This window comes from Streptomyces sp. HUAS MG56, assembly GCF_058673395.1.
This window is the reverse complement of record NZ_CM178722.1, coordinates 1,359,897-1,379,106: the sequence shown is the minus strand read 5'-3', so window position 1 is coordinate 1,379,106 and position 19,210 is coordinate 1,359,897. Positions and strand designations below refer to the sequence as shown.

The window sequence follows — 19,210 nt, the reverse complement described above, 5'->3', positions numbered from 1 at the left end:
GCAGGAACGCGCCCGGCACGAGCCGGGCCGGTCACGACACCGTCCAGGGCCGCCTCCGTCATCGTCGACGGCCTCCGCCGCCCGCACAGGACTGAACGCCCCAGACGCGCCAGCGCAGGCACCCTGCACCTGGCGCCCCTCGTACTGGGCTCGGGCACGCCACTGCTCACCGGCGGAGTGCCGCGCTCGCCGGTGCGGCGTACGGTCACCTCGTCACCAGGGCACTTCCCCCGCGTCCTCGAAGAACCCGCCGGTCGGACCGTCGGCGGGCAGGGCCGCGAGCCGGATCGCGACCGCCGCGCCCTGTTCCGGGGTGCGCACACCGCGGAAACCGTTGAGGTCGGTCGCGCAGAAGCCGGGACAGGCGGCGTTGATCAGGATGTTCGTGTCCTTCAGTTCCTTGGCGTACTGGACGGTGACGGCGTTGAGGAAGGTCTTCGACGGCGCGTAAGCGACGGAGATCGGACCTGTTTCGGCGCCGGGAGTGGTCTGGCGGGTGAGGGAGCCGACGCTGCTGGACATGTTCACGATGCGCGGCGACGGCGAGCGGCGCAGCAACGGCAGCATCGCGTTGGTGACGCGGATGACTCCGATCACGTTGGTCTGCACGGCCGCCAGCACCGTCGAGGGGTCGACCGTGGTGGGCGTCTGTGGCGCGTTTCCCGTGATCCCGGCGTTGTTGACCAGCACGTCGAGGCGTCCGGCGCGGTCCTCGATCAGCCCGGCGGCGGCTGCCACGCTCGCGTCGTCGGTCACGTCGAGCGGTACGCCGAAGGCGTCGACGCCGGCCGCCAGCAGCTTCGCCACGGCGGCCTCGCGCCGCTCCTCGTCCCGGGCGCCGACTCCGACGCTCCAGCCGAGGGCGCCCAGACCGGCCGCGATCTCGTAGCCGATTCCCTTGTTCGCGCCGGTGACCAGCGCGATCGTCTGTTCGTTCATACGGCCGATCCTCTCCGGGCCTCGCCGGATCCGGCCAACACCGAATGGGTGGGCAGCGATACCTGACGGGTATCGACCCCGGTCGGGGGCCGGGTAGCATCGCGGTGTGGAGACACGGGAGCTGCGGTACTTCGTCGCCGTCGCCGAGGAGTTGCACTTCGGGAGGGCCGCGCAGCGGCTCGGCATCGCGCAGCCTCCGCTGTCGCGGGCGATCCATCAGCTCGAACGGCGTCTGGGGGCGTCGCTGCTGGAACGCACCAGCCGCACGGTCACCCTGACCGAGGCCGGGTCGGTGCTCCTGCGGGAGGCCCGGGCGGCGCTGGACGCGGTCGAGGCCGCCGAGCGTCGTACCCGCCGCGCCGCCCTCGCCGCGACCGGCCGGCCCGGCGTGGTCCTCGCCACGAAGGCCGGCGCCTCCAGCGAACTGCTGGCGAAACTGCTCGACGCCTACGCCGCCGAACCCGATGCGGTCACCGTGGACCTGCTCCTGTGCGGGATCGGCGAGCAGGAACGACTGCTGCGCGACGGCCGGGCCGACGTGGCCCTGCTGCACCTGCCGTTCGACACCGCAGCCGGCTTCGACATCGAGGAACTGCGTACGGAGGGGCAGGTCGTGGTCCTGCCGGCCGGGCATCCCCTCACCGGCCGGACCCATGTACGGATGGCCGAGGTCACCGCGCTGTCCGACCTGCCGCTGCCGCGCTGGCCGGGCCCCGACGGCGCGTACCCCGAGGGCCCGGGGCCGCGGGCCCGCGACCATGCGCAACTGCTCCAGCTGATCGCGCTCGGCCGCGCCTGCTGGATCGCGCCGGAGTCGTGCCGGGCGCAGCTGAGCGAGGATCTCGCCGCCGTGCCGGTGCTGGACGCGCCGGCGGTCACGACGGTGATCGCGTGGCCGCCCCACAGCCGCTCCCGAGCCGTCGCGGGCCTCGTCCGGGCTGCGACACGTCACTGAACGCCCGCCCGCACCTCCCCTCACGCACCCGCCGGCCGGATGCCGCGTCGCCGACGTGATTCAGCCGTGGCGCCCCAGTTCCCGCTGCGCCACCTCGCGGAAGCTGTTCGGCGGGCGTCCGGTGAGGCGCTGGACGGTGTCGGTGATCCGGTCCTCGGCTCCCTGGGCGATGGCGCGGTCCATGCCGGCCAGCATCGTGGCGAACTCCAGCGGCATCTGCGCGGCGAGGCGGTCGCGCAACTGCTCGTACGTCAGATGCCGGTGCGCCACGCGGCGGCCGCTGACCTCGGTGAGGATGGCGGCGATGTCGTCGTGGCCGAGGGTCTGCGGGCCGGTCAGGACGAGGTCGGCATGGAGCGCGCGGTCGTCGGTCAGGGCGTGTACGGCCACGGCGGCGATGTCGTCGGCGTCGACGAATCCGATCCGTCCGGTACCGGCCGCGGTCCGGATGACGCCGTCCTCGCGGATGCTGCGGGCGTGGGCGTGCGTGCCGGTGAAGTTCTGCATGAACCAGGAGGGCCGCAGCACCGCCCACTCGTCGAACAGGTCGGGCAGACGGCGGTGCACGGCTCCCACTCCCGGTCCCCCCTCGGGGATGGCCGACGAACTGAGCAGTACCGCACGTCGCAGACCGGCGGCCCGAGCCTCGCGGAGGAAGGGCAGCATGACCGCGGCCGGGTCCGGGTCGCCCGGGGGCGGGACGAGGTAGACGCGGTCGGTCTCCGCGAGGGCGGGACCGAAGGTGGCGGGGTCGTACCAGTCGAAGCGGACCGGCTCCGTGCCCGGGAGCCGGGTGGCCCGTCGGCTCCCCGCCCTGACGAGGTGGCCGGCGGCGGCCAGGGCGGCGGTCGTGCGCCGGCCGGTGGTGCCCGTGGCCCCGATGACCAGGGTGTGGCTCATCGCGCACCGTTCCCGGCGAAGTCCAGGCCGGGCTGCTGGACGGCGAGGGGGTTCCAGTAGTCCCGGTAGGAGGTGAACTGTCCCTCGCGGACGGTCACCACGGCGATGTAGGTCATGTCGAACGGCGCCCCTGTCTCGACCAGAAGGCCCAGGCCGCGCATCTCGGCCACGACGGTCCGCACGTCGGTGGTCCGGTGGATCCGCAGGTCGGGGAAGTCGTGCAGGTCGATGTGGTCGGGGTAGCCGCTCATGTAGGCGGCGATCGCCTCCCGGCCCTCCAGCCGTCGAGGCCAGCCCGGCGGCGCGAAGGGGAACCCCATCACGCCGTCCTCGGCCCACAGGGCGGTCCAGGCGTCAATGTCCTTGTCGAGGAGCAGCCGCAGGCTGTGACGGTACAGCTGTTCCGGCGAGCGGTGCGTGGGCATGGGTGCCTCCGTCCCATACGATCCGGACCCGCGGTCCGGTTTGGTGGACGCTACGATACGGACCACGGGTCCGGATCGCAAAGGAGGAACCACGTGACCGAGCGCCGACCGCGCAAGGACGCCCTGCGCAACCGTGCGGCCGTCTTCACCGCCGCCGACACGCTCTTCGCCCAGTGCCAGAGCCCCGACGGCGTCACCATGGCCGACATCGCGGCGGCGGCCGGGGTCGGCAAGGCCACCCTCTTCCGTGCCTTCGGTGATCGCACCGGGCTGATCCGCGCGCTCTACGAAGCGCGACTCGAACCGATCATGAACGCCGTCGCGGACGGCCCGCCGCCCTTGGGCCCCGCCGCCCCGCCACTGGAGCGCGTCCCGGCCCTGCTCGACGCCGTCCTGTGTCTGAAACTGGACAACCGTCACCTCGCACTCGCCCTGGAGCAGACCGGCGCGGACAACCCCTACGCCACCGCGCACTACGAGGGCTGGCACGCGCTGCTCCGGGACACGCTGGACCGCATTCCGGGCCTGGCCGACAGCGACTTCACCGCCCATGCCCTGCTCGCCGCCACCCGCGCCGACCTCGTCGCATACCTGACCGACGGCAAGGGCACGCCCCGCGAGGAACTGCGAGAGAAATTGGCGAAGTTCACCGCCTCCGTCCTCAACACCGGCTCCGGACAAGGGCCGGCCGCCGAACACTGACAACGCCCAGGACGGGTCGGCTTCCGAAGTCAGCCGTCCGGATCATGCCCGACGGAACGCACCCCTTCGAGCCCCGTCCGCGGGAAGAACGCGTAACCCCAGCGCGCCTCCCAAGTGTCCGACATCGACCAGGCCGAAGAACTCAGTGTGCCGCTCCGCCGAGCGGTGAACAGCGCTTTACGGCGCTGAGGGCGTCACCGGTTCTGCCGTCGGGCCGCCGTCGACGGGGATGCCCAGTCGGCCGGCCACGGTGGTGAGGGCGTCGCCCAGCGGAAGTGCGACCCGGGTGAGGGCGTGCCCGTCGCCCCGGGTCGGGTCCCGGTTGACGATCAGGACCGGTTTCCCGGCCTGGGCCGCCTGGCGGACGAACCGGAGTCCGGACATCACCGTCAGTGAGGAGCCCAGGACCAGCAGCGAGGTCGCCGCACGGACCAGCGCACGGCAGTGCTCCACCCGCTGCGGCGGAACGGCCTCGCCGAAGAACACCACGTCCGGCTTGAGGATGCCGCCGCACACCGAACAGGGCAGGACACGGAAGTCCCCGACCTGTTCGTCGCTGAGGTCGGCGTCGCCGTCCGGGTTGATCCCGGCGGCCACCGGCTCGAAGCCCGCGTTGGCCTCCTCCAGCCGCCTGGCGAGTTCGTGGCGCGGGCTGAGGGCGCCGCAGGAAAGGCAGACGACCCGGTCCAGACCTCCGTGGAGTTCCACGACGCCGTCGGTGCCGGCGGCCTGGTGCAGGCCGTCGACGTTCTGGGTGATCACACCCGCGAGCAGGCCGTGGCGCCCGAACGCGGCCACGGCCCGGTGCCCGGCGTTGGGACGGGCGCGACCGAAGGTGCGCCAGCCGAGGTGGCTGCGCGCCCAGTAACGGCGCCGCGCCCGGCCGCTGGTGGTGAATTCCTGGTACGTCATCGGGGTGTGCCGGCTCAGGCTCCCGCCCTCGCCCCGGTAATCGGGGATGCCCGACTCGGTGGAGATGCCCGCACCGCTGAGCACCAGCACACCGCCCGTGCGCAGCACATCGGCGACCGGCTTCAGATCCGTGGTGCCCGGCGGCAGGTCCTCGGTGGGGGTCCAGCTCAGAGTAGGGCGCATGCGCATACCGCCAGGGTACGAAACCGGCAGCCGTCCTCCGCTCGTACCGTGGCCGCGGGGCGGGTCTGCCCCACCTCGTGCCCGGGGGCCTGCCGGAGTGTCCGAGGCCGGCCGTGCATGATCCGCTGTTCGCACGTGAACCGTGTGAGAAGGGCGGAGAGTTGAAGGCTCGGATCGGATACGTCGCGTGGGTCGCGGGTGTAGCGCAGTTCTTCGTGGCCCACGTGATCGTCGAGTCGGCCTGGAGCAGGCCGTACAGTTGGGCGCGGAACAACATCAGCGACTTGGGCAACGTTCACTGCGCGCTGCAGTCGGCACCAGAACCACGCTATGTCTGCTCGCCCGAACACGGCGTGATGAACGCCTCGTTCGTGGCTCTGGGGACGCTCCTGGTCGTCGGTGCCGTCTGCGCCGGGACCGTGTGGGGCAGAGGCGCGACCGCGAGGGTGGGCCGGTCTCTGGTGGCCTGCGCCGGAGTGGGGTTCGCGGTGGCCGGGCTGGCGCCTGCGGACGTCCACGAGAACCAGCATGTCCTCGGTGCGCTGCTCATCATGGCCGCGGGCAACATCGGCCTTGTGCTGACGGGCGTCGGCCTGGCGGATGAAGCGCCGGGGCCGCTGCGCTGGGCGACCAGTCTGCTGGGAGCGACGGCGATCACGTCGTTCGGGCTCTTCCTCTCCCACCGCTACCTCGGACTCGGCATGGGAGGCATGGAGCGGGCCGCGGCGTTTCCCCTCCTGGCGTGGGCGCTGTTCATCGGTGTCCGCGGCCTGCTCCACCGGGCGACTCGCACGGAGCCGCACCATGACCCGGTGCGGGCCTGACGGCCGCTGGTCCAGCGTGCGTTGACATGCGCTGAGCCGTCGAACGGCGCTCTACGGTCTGCCGGCGCAGGGCTGGGGTGCGGTGTCGTCGCCGAGCCTGTCCAGGAAGCCGGCGAGGGTGTCGGTGACCTCGTCGAGGGTGCGGGCGGCGAAGAGGACGGGCTGGTAGCCGCCGACGTCGTAGGGGGTGGCGAGCATGGCGTCGATGTCCAGCCGGCGGATGCGGGATGCGTGCAGCCGGCGGATCTCTCCGTAGGAGGAGAGCAGGGCCGCGCCGTAGGCCTTGGGCGCTCCGTTCTCCTCCAGGACGCCGTACTCAAGCGTGAACCAGTACACGTCGCTGATCATCTGGAGGACGTCCTTGCGCTCGATGCGCTCCGCGGCTTGGCCGAACAGGCGGTAGATGTCGGCGAAGGCGGGGGAGGAGAGGTGGATCCCGTGCCCGAAGACGTCGTGGATGATGTCGGGCTCGGGGGTGAACAGCGGCACGGCCGGGTGGCGCACGAACTGGACGGCGTGGAAGTAGCCGGCCGCCATCGAACCCAGGAACCGTTTGTTCGCGACGACTCCTCCCGCGAGGGTGAAGTCGAAGCCGGTCAGCCGGCGTAGGTGGGAGCCGACCTCGGCGTGCTGCGGGATGTGGTCGGCAGGGATGGGAGCCTGGTCCCGGGCGCCGAGCGCGGCGCGGCAGGCATGCTCGTCCTGGGCGCCGAGCAGCGCCCGGTGCACGGTCCGCCAGGTCCGCTCCTCGCCCTCGCTGTAGTCGACCGTCGGGTAGGGGTCACCGACCCGGTGACCGCGGGCGGCCGCGGCGATCGTCCTGCGCCGCAGCAGGTACCCCGGATCGCTCAGCCCAGGGTGCTGGACAGCCACGCCCAGCCGGCCGTCGGCCGCTATGGGCGTGCGCACGGGAATACCGCTCACGCACCCGATCCTCCCATCGGGCAGAAGGGCACACATCTCGGCACGCGGTCGCCGGACAGGATGTGGCGCGATCAAGGCGGTGACCGACTCCGGGGCGCCCGCTCGTGCCCTCGGCGAAGGTTTTCGGCGGAGCGCTGTTACGGGGTGACCCGACCCGGCTCCGGCTCGGGGACAGCCGCTGGCGCGCGGCGGGGGAGCAGCAGCGGGGTCGCCAGCAGGAGCACGCCGGCCAGGCCGATGGCCGTACGCGGACCGAGCAGGCCGCCCAGCACACCCCAGACGGCCGTCAGGAGCGCGGCCGAGGCCTTGGTCGTCACCGTCCAGGCGGACAGTGTGCGGGTGACCCGGTCGGTCGCGGTGCGGTCGAGGCGGTAGGTGGCGTAGACGGGGTTGAAGACCCCGCAGCAGAAGATGAGCCCGAGTTCCACGCCCATCACCAGCAGCAGCCCGCCGGTGCCCGGCCCGAGGAAAGCCAGGCCGACGGGCCAGAGCGCGCGCAGCGCCCCGACCACGACCAGGGTCCGGTGCTGCCCGTACCGGGTGACGAGCGGTCGGGCCAGCCGCGAACCGAGCAGTCCGCCGATCGAGGGCGCGGCGAAGGCGAGGCCGTACTGCCACGGCGTGAACCCGAGTGGACCGAGCATCAGGACGGCCAGCAGTGGCTGGGTGGCCATCACCAGGCCGTTGAACAAGGCGGTGTTGAAGAACAGCGGGCGCAGTGCCGTGTCGGCGAGGATGTACCGCCAGCCGTCGAGCAGGTCCACGGCCCGCATGCGCGTGGCCTCCCGGCGCTCGGGCCGCGGCTCGTGGCCGCCCGTCGCGCGGATGCCCAGGGCCGAGAGCAGGTAGCTGACCGCGTCGGCCACCACCGTCGCCACCGGACCCAGGAGCCCGATCGCCGCGCCGCCCAGCGGGGGTCCGATGATCGTGGTCGTCCAGGCCGTGGACTCGAACCGGGCGTTGGCGACGAGCAGGTCCTCGGCCGGCAGCAGCGTCTTCAGGTACGCGCCGGACGCGGCGCGGAAGGTGATGTCCGCCGCCGCGACGACGACGGAGACCAGCAGGAGCTGAAGGAAGCCGAGCACGCGGAGCGCGTACGCGACAGGGATCGTCAGCAGCGCCGCGAACCGCACCAGGTCCATCGCGATCAGCACCGGCCGCTTGCGGCGGAACTCCACCCACGGACCGAGCGGCACAGCCACGGCCGCGCCCACCGCAGCCCCCACGGAGGAGAGCGCGGCGACCTCGGCGGGTCCGGCGTGCAGCACCCGGACGGCGATCAGCGGGAACGCGCCGAAGGCGAGCCACGTGCCGAGCGCGCTCGTCCCGTACGCTCCCCAGAGCCATCCGAACGGCCGCCCCAGCCGACGTCCCAGCAGATGCCCCAGTCGGTCCCCGCTCTTCATGTCCGATGCTCCTCGCCACTCACCCGCACAACCGATCCGCGACCGGAATCATCAAAGCGAGCGCCGTAGCCTGGGATCAAACAACCACGGGGCTCTCGGATACAACCAGGAGTTGTACCCATAGGCTGTCGACATGGACCTCGACACCGTCCGGACCTTCGTCGCCGCCGCCGACGCGGGGCAGTTCCAGGAAGCCGCCGCCGAGCTGGCGGTCACCCAGCAAGCCGTCTCCAAGCGCATCGCCGCGCTGGAGCGCACCCTCGGTGTGCGGCTGTTCACCCGCACCGCGCGCGGCGCCGAGCTCACCATCGACGGGCAGGCGTTCCTGCCCCACGCGCGCGAGCTGCTGCGCGTCGCCGAGCGTGCGGTCGCGTCCGTGCGCACCGGCCGCCGTCCCCTGCGCGTCGACATGATCTCCTCACGCGGCGCGGCGTCGGGCCTGATGCGCGGCTTCCACCACGCGCACCCCGAGATCGACCTCGACGTGCTGATGCTGCTCGACATCGAGACGGCCGTCGCCGCCATCCGATCCGGCGCGATCGACGCGTCCTTCCGCGCCGTCGCCGCACCCGGCCGGCCCCTTCCCGAGGACATCGAGTCCGTCCGGGTGCTCGACGAGCCGCTCCAGCTCATGACCGGCCCCGCCCACGCGCTGGCGGGCGCCCGCTCGGTGACGATGGCTCAGCTCGTCGGGCACCGGATCTGGATGCCCGGCATCGTCCCGGGCTCGGAATGGGCCGCCTACTACGACGACCTCGTCGCCGAGTTCGGCCTCACCATCGAGGCGACCGGCCCCAACTTCGGCTCCGACGCGCTCCTCGACACCGTCGCCGACACCCCGGCCCTGGCCACCTTCATGAGCGAGCAGACGCGCCTCGTCTGGCCCGCCGGGCACGGCCTGCGCCGGATCCCGGTGACCGACCCGACGCCCGTCTACCCGCACTCGCTCCTGTGGCACCGCGACAACCCCCACCCGGCCCTGGCCACGCTGCGCGCTCACCTCGCCGCCACGGCGTCCGGTCACGACGCGGCCGGGACCTGGACGCCGCACTGGGTGCTTCCGCGCTGAGCGTCGCCGCGTCCGGGCTCACCGCGGCCGGATGGGCTCGCCCGACAGCACCCGATCAGGCTCAGGTGGCGGAGGGACGACGGCCGCCTCGGCGGTCGGAGTTACGGCTTCTGGCTCCGGCGGCGCCACCCGTGGCTGCGCCGGGCGCCGTCCGCCGGCCGGATCCGCGCACAGCCTTGCCGGAGGCGGTGCCGGTTGCCCCATCGGTGGCTGCCTGGCGGGCGGAACCGCGGCCGCCGGCGCCACTGCCCGCGGCCCCACCGGAGCCCGCCCGGCGGGCCGAACCGCGCCGGGCGGTTGCGGAGGTGCCCTCGGAGGCCTTCGTCCCGGCCGCGGCCTGACGCTCGGAGCCCCGGCTCGCCGTGCTGTTGGCAGCACCCGTCGTGGGCTTGGCCCCGCCGCCGTTACGGCGTCGGCGGCCGGATCGCCTGCCGGGCTTGGTGCCGGTGCCGGTCTTCTGGTCCGGGCCGGACGCCGGCGGTGTCGCCTGCTGGGGGACCTCGATGGTGACGGCCACGCCGGAGGGCTCGCGGGCGCCGGTGATCGTGGCCAGTGCCGCGTCGCTGGAGGTGATGCGGGCCGTCCGGGGGCGGATGCCCGCGTCCGACATGAGCCGGGTGACGTCGTGCTTCTGCGTGGGCAGGACCAGCGTGACCACACTGCCGGAGCCGCCGGCGCGGGCCGTGCGACCCCCGCGGTGGAGGTAGTCCTTGTGGTCGGTGGGGGGATCGACGTTCACGACGAGGTCGAGGTCGTCGACATGTATGCCCCGGGCCGCGACGTTGGTCGCCACCAGGGCGGTGACCTGGCCGTTCTTGAACTGTTCCAGGGTGCGGTTGCGCTGCGGCTGGGAGCGGCCCCCGTGCAGTGCGGCCGCGCGGACGCCGACGGCCAGGAGCCGCTTGGCGAGCCGGTCGGCGGACCTCTTGGTGTCGAGGAAGAGGATGACCCGGCCGTCACGGGCCGCGATGCGCGTGGTGACGGCCTTCTTGTCGGTCTCGTCCTGGACGTGGAGCACGTGGTGCTCCATGGTGGTCACCGCTCCCGCGGAGGGGTCCACGGACTGGACCACCGGGTCGGTCAGGAACTGCCGCACCAGACGGTCGATGTTGCGGTCGAGCGTGGCCGAGAAGAGCAGGCGCTGTCCGTCGGGCCGCACGCGCTGCATCAGCCTGGTGATCTGCGGCAGGAAGCCCATGTCGGTCATCTGGTCGGCTTCGTCCAGCACCGTGATGCGCACCTGGTCGAGAACGCAGTCGCCGCGTTCCACGAGGTCGTTGAGTCTGCCGGGGGTCGCCACGAGGACCTCGGCGCCGCGGCGGAGCGTGCCGGCCTGCTTGGTGATGGACAGCCCGCCGACCACGGTGGCCAGTCGCAGGTTCACGGCCGTGGCGTAGGGGGTGAGCGCGTCCGTCACCTGCTGGGCGAGTTCACGGGTGGGCACCAGCACGAGGGCGAGGGGAGCCTTGGACTCCGCCCGCAGTCCCGCCGTGCGGGCGAGGAGCGCCAGCCCGAACGCGAGGGTCTTGCCGGAGCCGGTGCGTCCCCGTCCCAGCAGGTCACGACCGGCGAGCGAGTTCGGCAGTGTGGCGGCCTGGATGGGGAACGGGACGGTCACGCCCTGCGCGGTGAGGGTCTTCAGCAGCCCTGCGGGCATGTCCAGAGCGGCGAAGTCCTCGACGGCGGGAAGAGCGGGTGTGGTGCTTTCCGGCAGCCGGAATTCCCTCGGCGCGGACACGGCCGGTGAGGGTGACGAGGCGCGCCGGTTCGGCTTCTGGGGCCTGCGGGACATGCGGTGGTCTGCCTTCCTGGGAACAGCACAAACCGGGGTCCGCACCATGACGGTATGGACCCCGGTGAGCGGATACGCGTCCGGCGATCAGGCGGGGATGATGTTCTCCGCCTGCGGGCCCTTCTGGCCCTGCGTGACGTCGAAGGAGACCCGCTGGCCCTCCTGGAGCTCACGGAAGCCCTGGGTCGCGATGTTCGAGTAGTGCGCGAAGACGTCGGGGCCGCCGCCGTCCTGCTGGATGAAGCCGAAACCCTTTTCGGCGTTGAACCACTTCACGGTTCCCTGAGCCATGATCTTCTCCTTCTGTAGGCAGAGGCCCCATCCGGAGACGCCGGAAAAACAAATAATGCGCCTGAAGGAGAAACATTCCTGTCAGGCGCACATAGGTTCATGGGTACCACAACTGCAACTCCGGAACCCTAGCACAGCCCGGCATCAGCAGTCCTCCGTTCCGGGCGATCAGTCAGAGCAGCGCCGGGCGCCGCCACTCCTGCCCGAGAACATGGTGGTCGAGGAAGTTCAGCACCGTCTCGTACATGATCCGGATGTGGTTCGGCGCTTCGACGGTGTGGCCCTCGGTCGGGAAGTGCAGGAACCTGACCGGCACACCGAGCCGCACCAGATCGCTGTGCAGGCTCAGCGCCTGGCCCATCGACACGCGGTGATCCCGGCCTCCGTGGACGATCAGCATCGGCGTCTTCATCCTCGCCGCGTCGAGGTGGGTCGAATCGGCGTCGTACCGCTCGCGCCGAGTCCGCGGGTCGCCGAAGATCTTGCGGAAGTAGGCGTGCATGTCCGTGCCCGTCTGCAGCGCCTCCAGGTTCCACATCGCGGCGGCCGAGACGATCGCCTTGAAGCGGTCGGTGCCGGTCGCGGCCCGGTTGGCCAGGTAGCCGCCGTAGGACCAGCCGGCGAAGGCGGTCCGGGCCGCGTCGAGGTCGGCGCGTGCCAGTGCCGCGTCTGCCAGCGCGATGACGTCACGGTAGGGCCGACCGCCGTACTGGCCCCGGCCGCGTTCTTGCATCCGCTGCCCGTAGCCGGTGGACAGGGCCGGGTCCGGCAGGAGTACCGCGTAGCCGCGGGCAGCGAACGGCCAGGGGTTCCACGACGACGTCCAGGCACTCCAGGACGCCTGCGGCCCTCCGTGCGGGATGACGACCAAGGGGGCCGGTCGCTCGGCCGAGGCGTCTTCGGGCAGGACGAGCCAGGCGCGCAGCGGGAAGCCGTCGTCCCCCTGGGCGTGTACCTCGGTCAGGGTGCCGGGAAGCGAGCGGAGCTCGTCGGCGGCGTTGAGGAAGACGGGTTGCTGATCGGGCGTGGCGGCATCCAGGCGGACCACGCGGGGCGGGCTGTCGATCGCGCTGCGCAGCCCGTAGAGAGTGGCTCCGTCGGATGTCACGCAGAGCGAGGCGTAGGTGCCGGAGGAGGTCAGGCGGGTGATCGTGCCGTCCGCGTCGCGGCGGAAGACCGGGCAGTGCCCCCGCTCGTCTCCGGTGAACCACATCGTCGGGTCCCCGGGGACCGGCGAGAGGACCGCACGTCCCGGCCATGGCCAGTTGTCGAACTCCGGCAGCAGGTCGGTCTCTTCGCCGGACTCCAGGTCGAACGCGACGAGCGTGACGCGCCATTCGGTGTCGTAGGTCTCTTCCCGCTGACGCTGGCAGACCAGAGTCGAACCGTCGGGCGTGAACGCCAGGCGGTAGTACTGATGGCCGGGGCGTGAAAAGGTCCGGCGCCGCATGCCGGTCGCCGCGTCGGCGACGACCACGGTGTTGGTGTCGGGGTCGCGGCCGGTCGCGGCCCGTGTGTAGGCCACCAGCGACCCGTCCGGAGACATCGCGGTGTGGGCGGTGCCCGCCAGGCCCTGGCTCCCGGCGATCACCGCAGGCCCGTCGGAGCGCAGGACGAGCGTGTGCGGTTCGTCAGGTCCGAGGGCGGCACTCCAGGCGCCGGTCGCGGTCTCCTCGTAGAGGGCCGCGTCGACCATGGCACGCTCGCGCGCACGCCGAGCCGCGGCGTATGTCCCGGTGTCCGCCGTGCCAGGCAGCAGATCGGCGGTGAGAGCGATCGCGTCGGCATGTGCCGCGCAGGTGAACGCGGATATTCCCCCCGGGTGTCGGGCAATCCGTCTCGCCTCGCCGTTCTCGGGCATCGCCCACAGCGACACATCCTGACTGTCGGGCTCATCACCGGCGGGGTCCGTGCGAGCCCGGCCGGAGAGGAACAACAGCGTCCCATCAGCGGCGAACGCCGGAGCGAAGTCACCCTCTACGGACCGAGCCACGAGGCGGCTCTCGTCCTTGCCCGAGGGATCGACCTCCCAGAGCCTCGTCACGTGCCCGGTGCCCGCCTCGTCGACCGACTGCACGGAGGCGATCAAGCGTGTTCCATCGGGTGCCAGAACCAACCCGGTCAGGCGAGAACGCGCCGCCAACAGCTCATGGAACGTGGCAGCTTCATCAGGTTCGTAGAACATGGCGATCATCCTGCCCGCCGTACTCGATCTGCGGCAGGGCGCCGCCCACGGAGCCGGCTCCTGGGGAACCGCGTTCCCGCTCGTCCTCGCCGACGTCGGATGCGATGACACGCTGTGGCGTCCGGGCTCGACCTCGCCGGAGAGACCGTCGTCGGTGATGCGCGCTCGTCGGCGTCGGGCAGGCGATCCAGGCGGACCGGTGCCGGGTGTCAGCCGTTGGTCACTGCGGTGTCAGTGGGGGGTGCTGGTGTGGTCCGGTTGGGGCGCCCGCCGCCGGGGATGCCGGATGGGGCGGGTATGCGTACGAGATGAAGGGATGGATCATGCCCGCTGTGTACACCAGTGCGCTCGACTGGCCGCTGGCCCGTACGTGTCCGATGTCGCCGCCGCCTGCCCTCGGCGTGGTCCGTGACGGCCCGCCGGCGCGGGTCCGTCTGCCGGCAGGCGCCGGCGCGGAACAGCTGGTCTGGTTGATCACCCGCTACGAGGAGGTGAAGGCCGCGCTCAAGGACCCCCGGCTGAGCGCCGACGAGACCCGGCCCGGCTTTCCGTTGCGCATCCCCGTGCCCGCCGACGACCGGCCGAGCGGATTCCTGCGCATGGACGATCCGGAGCACGGTCGGCTGCGCAGGATGGTCGCCCCCGAGTTCACCGTGCGCCGGGTACGCGCGCTGCGCCCCCGCATCCAGGAGCTGACCGACCGGGCGGCCGACGCGCTGGCAGCCGGGCCGCAACCCGCGGACCTGGTAAGGGACTTCGCCGCAAAGGTGTCGGCCCTGGTCATCGCCCGGCTGATGGGGATTCCGGACGAGCACACCGCGTTCTTCCTGGAGCAGACCCAGATCCTGCTCACGGACGACGACCCGGCGCTCTCCCTCGCGGCGCACCACCGCATCGTCGGCTTCCTCGACGAGAACGCGCGCGCCAAGGAGCAGGATCCCGGTGACGACCTGGTCAGTCGTCTCGTCCGTGACCACGTGGCCACCGGCGAACTCGACCGTGCCGATCTCCTGGCCATCCTCAAGCTGCTGCTCATCGCCGGCCACGAGTCGACCGCCACGCAGATCGCGGTCAGCACCCTGAGCCTGCTGACCGATGACGCACTGCGCGCCGAGGTCCTGGCCGAAAGCGGGGCTCTGTTGCCGAAGTTCGTGGAGGAGTCGATGCGTTTCTGGTCGATCATCCAGGACGGCGTCGTGCGTCAGGCCACCGAGGACGTCCGGATCGGCGAGACGCTGGTCAGGGAGGGCGAGTCGGTGATGATCAGCCTTGTCGCCGCCAACCACGACGCCACCGTCTTCCCCGACCCCGAACGCCTCGACATCCACCGCGATGCCTCGGGCCATCTGCTGTGGGGCCATGGCGCCCACTTCTGCCTCGGCGCGTCGCTGGGCCGGCTGGAGGTGACACTCGCTCTCGACTCCCTCTTCGCCAGGCTGCCGACCCTCCGCCTGGCCTGCGAGGCGTCCCGGCTCCGTTTTCGCGAGAACCCCGTCTTCCACTGCCTCGCCGAACTGCCCGTCGCCTGGTGACCGACCGTGCGAAACGCTCCGAGGAGCGCTGCGCCGCGCCGTCCAACGGAGGGATGGCTCTCACCGCCGAGCCCGCTTCGGGCGCGGGAGGCACACCGGGACCAAGGCGTCCGTGGCAACCGAGCCCGACCATGGGCTTCGATCAGTCGTTCCACGTCCACGGCGCCGCCCAGCGACTGCGGCGTGGACGACATTCCGATCACTCTGCCTTCACCGCCCGGACGATCACGCTCGGCCGGTGTGAGCCGGGTGGGCCGGCGACCCGCTGCGACGGTCGTGCATGGTGAAGTCGCTCCGGACGGCCGTACCGGACTGCAACAGCTTCTGGTGAACGACCGGATTCCGCCCGGGGTATGAGGCCACGACGCTGATGTACCCCTCGGGCAGGCCGGTCACGGCGTACTGGCCCCGCACGTTCGTCGAGGTCCGCACCAACTGTCGGCCGCCGGCGTCCATGATGGTCACCACGGCGTGGCGGAGGGGCTGTTGCCCGTCGTCGCGCACGGTGCCTTCGAGCATCGGCAACTGCTCGCCGAAATGGTGCGGGTGGACCGGAAGCGCCGTGGGTGAGGGTGCCTCCACGGACGGGTCCTCCACCGGCGGCTCCGGAACGTCCTCCCGCCCGCTTTCCCCGGGCGGTCGTACGGCCGCGCGGTGGTGCCGCCATGCGTCGAGGCCCAACAGGGTCATGCCTGCCGCGATCCACGCGCACAGTACGAGGACCGGCCTGAGCACTCCCACGTCGTTGAAGTACAGGACCCCCCGCAGGGCGTCGACCGCGTTGCCCAGGGGCATGACGGCGTGCAGGCCCTGGAAGAACGCCGGCAGGAGCTGGACGGGGGCGACGCCACTGGAGGGGACGCTCAGCACGATGTACAGACCCAGGCCCGCGAGAGGGAAGAACTGCTTGGTGAAAGGCGCCATGCCGAGGGAGAACGTGGCCACCGCCGTGCTGAGCAGGAAGGCGATGCCCAGGGCCGAGGGCTCGTAGGGGAAGTAGCCCAGCCCTGCGCCGACGAAGAAGCCCACCACGCTGAAGAGGGCAGAGGCCGCCACGATCGCGAGCATCTTCTTGCGGCGGTTGAACGTCACTGCTCTCAGCAGGGTCGTGGCGAGTATGTAGCCGGGGACGTTCCAGGCGACTGCGAAGTACACCGGGGTCGTGCCGTTTTCGTCCTTGCTCACGGTGGGCGCCACGTCCGTGATCGTGAGCTTCTGGTGATGGCGCGCCGCGACCGTCGCGAACCCCTTGGCGAGCGCCTGCTCAAGTGCCGTGCCGTTGGCCTCGGCCACGTACAGCACGGCGTTTCTCCCCTGGGCCGCGTAGCCGGCCACGGCCGTACGGTCCAGCACCGCCCGGCGGGCCTCGCGGGCGTCCGCCGCGGCGGTGACGTCGAACCAACCAGGGTGCCGCTGTTGCAGCGAGGCGTCGACCTTGCGTTCCAGCGCGAGGTCCGCGATCACCACCTTCGCGTGGTGCGGCCGAGGCTCGTGGAAGGCCGTGGGGAAGCAGAACAGCAGGCCGAGGAAGAGCAGTGTCGGGATCATCAGGGCTTCCGCCAGTGTCCTGGCCGAGGACATGCCCCGCTGACGCTCGATCCGGTGTCTCACAGAACCACCCGATTAATGTACCGATCGGAACATCTATTCCTGCTGGACAATACATGTACCGGTCGGTACGGTCAAAGTCGTGGCCCGACCCGTCAACGCCGAAAAGCGCACCGAACTGCTGAAGCAGGTGGTGCACTACCTGCAGCACCACGGCCTCGCGCAGATGTCGCTGAGTCCGCTCGCCGAGTCGATCGGCACCACCAAGCGCATGCTTCTGTACTACTTCGGCAGCCGCGAGAACCTGCTGGCCCAGGCGTTGGCGGCCTGCCGTCCCGACGCCCGCGCGATGTTCGACGACGTCCAGGACGCCGCCGGCCTGCGCACGGCTGCCCAGGGCCTGTGGGAAGCGATGACCGTCGGAGAGCAGTCCCGGTCGATCCGTATGCTGCTGCAGCTGCTCAGCCTGGCCGCCACCGATCCGGAGCAGTACGGCAGCCTCGCCGCCGACAGCGTCGAGGTGATGGTCGGCCCCATCGCCGACGCGTATGCGCGGCTGGGTCATTCGCCGCAGCAGGCGCGGGCGGGGGCGACCCTGCTCGTCTCCGGCCTGCGGGGGCTGTGCCAGGACCGCCTGGTGACCCATGACGCCGCCCGTACGGACGCGGCCGCCCGCCGCCTCATCAGGGACGCGGTGACGTCGGACGGCTGAGGCGTGCTGCGGTCGGCCCGACCGCGTCGGGACTGGGGGATCTCCTCGATCCCCGGTCCGGGTCGGGCTGCGGCGGACGTGGGCCGCCGGGCCGCTCGTTTCAGGGTGTCGTCGGCTGCTCCGGCCCGGCGGGTCCGGTGTGCCGTGCACGGCCGCCCGGGACGTGGTTCAGGGCGCGGTGAACAGCGTCGGGAAGCGGGTGGCCAGCCATGGCCGGGAGCCCCAAGTGAGGACCTGTCCCCGGGCGATGGCGCGCCAGGGATTCAGCCGGCCCAGCGCGATGAGCAGGAAGGCGACGGGATCGAGCAGGATGGTGCAGTGCGGGCGCCGGAGTGGTGCCCCTGGTGTCACGGGCGTCACCTGCACGGCGCCGTCGGCCAGAGAGACGCCGAATGCCGCGCCGCCGCGCAGCAGGATCCGGTAACGGGCCGTGAGCCCGGCCGTGACCGCGGGGTTCGTGACACGAGGCATGGCCGAGAGCATGAACGGCATGCACAGGCCCACCCGTGTCCGGTCGACCATGTGCGGACGCTGCAGGGCGCGAGCCAGGTCGTAGCCGTGGCCGAGCATGTGCGTGAGCAGGTACGACGCGAGGACGGACCGGTCCATCAGCCCCATGGGCGTGGCCGGCGCCGGGCCGTCGGCCTCGTGGTGCGACAGCGCGTCCAGGAACGCCTCGGCCTGCTCCGTGATCATCGTCGCGAGAGGCTCCGCCCGGCGCTCCGTGAAGACGGCGAGGGACTCCGCGTTGGCCCTGGCGAGGCTCTCGGGCGTTCCGTCGCCGTAGGGGCGCTCCCGGCCGGCTGCGAGGTCGGCCATCAGCTCGTTGGCCATGGCCAGGTGGGCGGCCGCCTCGCCGACGGTCCACCGCGACCCCGGCACGGCACGCCCTGTGTCGCCCGCGCTCCGCACCAGCGTGGCGATCTCCTCGGCGGTGTCCCGGATCGCCCGTGCGAGCCCCTCGGGTATGGGCCACGAGCCGTCCGGCTGTCCCGTCGTGTGCACGTTGCCTGCTCCGCTCCCCACTTGCCCGGCACGCCCCACGTGCCTGTGGCGCTGGAACCCAACCAGACTCGGGGGCGCGCGGCAAGCCCCCGTGCGCCCGCGGATACGGCGTCAGGTCCGGGGTGACAGCAGGTCGTCCAGTTCGGCCGCGAAGAGGAGTGCCGGGTCGAAGCCCATTCCGGTGAAGTGGCCGGCGAGTTCCAGGGACAGCACGCCGTGCAGCCGGGTCCAGAAGGTGAGGGCCCGGTGGAGGGCCGTGGGCGGGGCGGGGTGGCCCTCGGCCCAGTGCCGGTTGCCCTCCAGGTGGGTGCTGAACGGTGTCGCGGGCCGGTCCTCGGCGAGCGCCGTGCATGCGTCGAGCAGGGTCGTCATGATCTGGTCGGCGAGGCCCGTCGTGTCCTCGGGGGCGTGGTAGCCGGGTACGGGGGTGCCGTAGATGAGGAAGTACCGCTGCGGGTCGGCCAGGGCCCAGTCGCGCAGGGCGTGCGCCAGCCCGGCCAGGTCGGCGCCGGTGTCGGAGGCCGCACGGAAGGTTTCGGCGAGGCTGCGGTACGCGTCCCGGACGAGTTCGGTGATCAGCTCGTCGCGGCCGGCGAAATAGCGGTAGAGCGCGGGCCCGCTCATGCCCATCTGCTTGGCGACCGCGTTGAGGGAGAGCGCGGGCACGCCCGCCGTGGCGATCTGCTCCCAGGCGCGTTCCTTGATCTCCGCCTGCACTTGGGCGCGATAGCGCTCCCGGGGCGTCTGCGCACCGGTGTCGCCCATGCCCTGCCACCCCGTTCCCGCACCATTGGCTACACATTGAAGGTTCCGTTAGAAGTTATCACGGAACGTCCTGGCCGGCCCTCCGCGACCGCCGGACCGGCCACACCGCACCGGACGGGCCGGTGCATCCGGCGGTTGTAG

The 19,210-nt window shown here is 71.7% G+C and carries 18 protein-coding genes; 6 read left to right on the top strand and 12 right to left on the bottom strand.

The window, feature by feature from the left end; all coding sequences use genetic code 11:
• Positions 1 to 213: 213 nt before the first annotated feature.
• Positions 214 to 939 (bottom strand): SDR family oxidoreductase, encoded by a 726-nt coding sequence (locus tag AC4OXY_RS06860; protein ID WP_356031183.1) that lies wholly within the window; start codon positions 937 to 939, stop codon positions 214 to 216.
• A gap of 106 nt (positions 940 to 1,045) precedes the next feature.
• Here AC4OXY_RS06860 and AC4OXY_RS06855 point away from each other — a divergent pair, with 106 nt between their 5' ends.
• A complete protein-coding gene (locus tag AC4OXY_RS06855) occupies positions 1,046 to 1,894 on the top strand; it encodes a LysR family transcriptional regulator (protein WP_356031181.1) in 849 nt (282 codons plus the stop codon).
• Between the two features lie 60 nt (positions 1,895 to 1,954).
• On the opposite strand, the gene AC4OXY_RS06850 is transcribed toward AC4OXY_RS06855, so the two are convergent.
• Both AC4OXY_RS06850 and AC4OXY_RS06845 read right to left on the bottom strand, forming a co-directional pair.
• A complete protein-coding gene (locus AC4OXY_RS06850) occupies positions 1,955 to 2,794 on the bottom strand; it encodes an NmrA family NAD(P)-binding protein (protein ID WP_491993439.1) in 840 nt (279 codons plus the stop codon).
• Entirely contained in the window at positions 2,791 to 3,219 is a 429-nt protein-coding gene (locus AC4OXY_RS06845; protein WP_491993438.1) for a nuclear transport factor 2 family protein, read from the bottom strand. Before AC4OXY_RS06845 ends, AC4OXY_RS06850 begins: the two co-directional genes overlap by 4 nt.
• Before the next feature lie 93 nt (positions 3,220 to 3,312).
• Between AC4OXY_RS06845 and AC4OXY_RS06840 the strand changes: the two genes are divergently transcribed.
• On the top strand, positions 3,313 to 3,921 hold the full coding sequence (locus AC4OXY_RS06840) for a TetR/AcrR family transcriptional regulator (protein ID WP_402068079.1): 609 nt from the start codon (positions 3,313 to 3,315) through the stop codon (positions 3,919 to 3,921).
• A 177-nt stretch (positions 3,922 to 4,098) separates the two neighbouring features.
• Here AC4OXY_RS06840 and AC4OXY_RS06835 read toward each other — a convergent pair whose 3' ends face one another.
• Positions 4,099 to 5,022 carry an NAD-dependent protein deacetylase gene (locus AC4OXY_RS06835; RefSeq protein WP_356031175.1) on the bottom strand — a complete coding sequence of 308 codons (924 nt, stop codon included), beginning with the start codon at positions 5,020 to 5,022 and terminating at the stop codon, positions 4,099 to 4,101.
• A gap of 155 nt (positions 5,023 to 5,177) precedes the next feature.
• Between AC4OXY_RS06835 and AC4OXY_RS06830 the strand changes: the two genes are divergently transcribed.
• On the top strand, positions 5,178 to 5,840 hold the full coding sequence (locus AC4OXY_RS06830; protein WP_356031174.1) for a DUF998 domain-containing protein: 663 nt from the start codon (positions 5,178 to 5,180) through the stop codon (positions 5,838 to 5,840).
• A 51-nt stretch (positions 5,841 to 5,891) separates the two neighbouring features.
• Here AC4OXY_RS06830 and AC4OXY_RS06825 read toward each other — a convergent pair whose 3' ends face one another.
• Positions 5,892 to 6,764 (bottom strand): phenylalanine 4-monooxygenase, encoded by an 873-nt coding sequence (locus AC4OXY_RS06825; protein ID WP_356031172.1) that lies wholly within the window; start codon positions 6,762 to 6,764, stop codon positions 5,892 to 5,894.
• A 137-nt stretch (positions 6,765 to 6,901) separates the two neighbouring features.
• Positions 6,902 to 8,170, bottom strand: a complete 1,269-nt coding sequence (locus AC4OXY_RS06820; RefSeq protein WP_491993437.1) for an MFS transporter — start codon at positions 8,168 to 8,170, stop codon at positions 6,902 to 6,904.
• Positions 8,171 to 8,303: 133 nt separating this feature from the next.
• On the opposite strand from AC4OXY_RS06820, the gene AC4OXY_RS06815 reads away from it, so the two are divergent.
• Positions 8,304 to 9,239, top strand: a complete 936-nt coding sequence (locus AC4OXY_RS06815; protein ID WP_376294780.1) for a LysR family transcriptional regulator — start codon at positions 8,304 to 8,306, stop codon at positions 9,237 to 9,239.
• A gap of 61 nt (positions 9,240 to 9,300) precedes the next feature.
• Here the strand turns inward: AC4OXY_RS06815 and AC4OXY_RS06810 are convergent, their stop codons facing one another.
• From AC4OXY_RS06810 to AC4OXY_RS06800, 3 genes are all read right to left on the bottom strand, one after another.
• Positions 9,301 to 11,031, bottom strand: a complete 1,731-nt coding sequence (locus tag AC4OXY_RS06810; RefSeq protein WP_402068071.1) for a DEAD/DEAH box helicase — start codon at positions 11,029 to 11,031, stop codon at positions 9,301 to 9,303.
• 87 nt (positions 11,032 to 11,118) lie between these two features.
• A complete protein-coding gene (locus tag AC4OXY_RS06805) occupies positions 11,119 to 11,322 on the bottom strand; it encodes a cold-shock protein (protein ID WP_071365560.1) in 204 nt (67 codons plus the stop codon).
• A 172-nt stretch (positions 11,323 to 11,494) separates the two neighbouring features.
• Positions 11,495 to 13,411, bottom strand: coding sequence for an alpha/beta fold hydrolase (locus AC4OXY_RS06800; protein ID WP_491993436.1), 1,917 nt, complete (start codon positions 13,409 to 13,411; stop codon positions 11,495 to 11,497).
• 419 nt (positions 13,412 to 13,830) lie between these two features.
• On the opposite strand from AC4OXY_RS06800, the gene AC4OXY_RS06795 reads away from it, so the two are divergent.
• Entirely contained in the window at positions 13,831 to 15,039 is a 1,209-nt protein-coding gene (locus AC4OXY_RS06795) for a cytochrome P450 (RefSeq protein ID WP_491993435.1), read from the top strand.
• 225 nt (positions 15,040 to 15,264) lie between these two features.
• Here AC4OXY_RS06795 and AC4OXY_RS06790 read toward each other — a convergent pair whose 3' ends face one another.
• Complete coding sequence (locus tag AC4OXY_RS06790) at positions 15,265 to 16,587, bottom strand: carboxypeptidase regulatory-like domain-containing protein (RefSeq protein ID WP_491993434.1); 1,323 nt, start codon at positions 16,585 to 16,587, stop codon at positions 15,265 to 15,267.
• A 142-nt stretch (positions 16,588 to 16,729) separates the two neighbouring features.
• Here AC4OXY_RS06790 and AC4OXY_RS06785 point away from each other — a divergent pair, with 142 nt between their 5' ends.
• Positions 16,730 to 17,299 carry a TetR/AcrR family transcriptional regulator gene (locus tag AC4OXY_RS06785; RefSeq protein WP_356031160.1) on the top strand — a complete coding sequence of 190 codons (570 nt, stop codon included), beginning with the start codon at positions 16,730 to 16,732 and terminating at the stop codon, positions 17,297 to 17,299.
• 168 nt (positions 17,300 to 17,467) lie between these two features.
• Here AC4OXY_RS06785 and AC4OXY_RS06780 read toward each other — a convergent pair whose 3' ends face one another.
• Complete coding sequence (locus tag AC4OXY_RS06780; RefSeq protein WP_491993433.1) at positions 17,468 to 18,304, bottom strand: maleylpyruvate isomerase family mycothiol-dependent enzyme; 837 nt, start codon at positions 18,302 to 18,304, stop codon at positions 17,468 to 17,470.
• Between the two features lie 111 nt (positions 18,305 to 18,415).
• Positions 18,416 to 19,069, bottom strand: coding sequence for a TetR/AcrR family transcriptional regulator (locus tag AC4OXY_RS06775; protein WP_362822327.1), 654 nt, complete (start codon positions 19,067 to 19,069; stop codon positions 18,416 to 18,418).
• Positions 19,070 to 19,210: the final 141 nt, after the last annotated feature.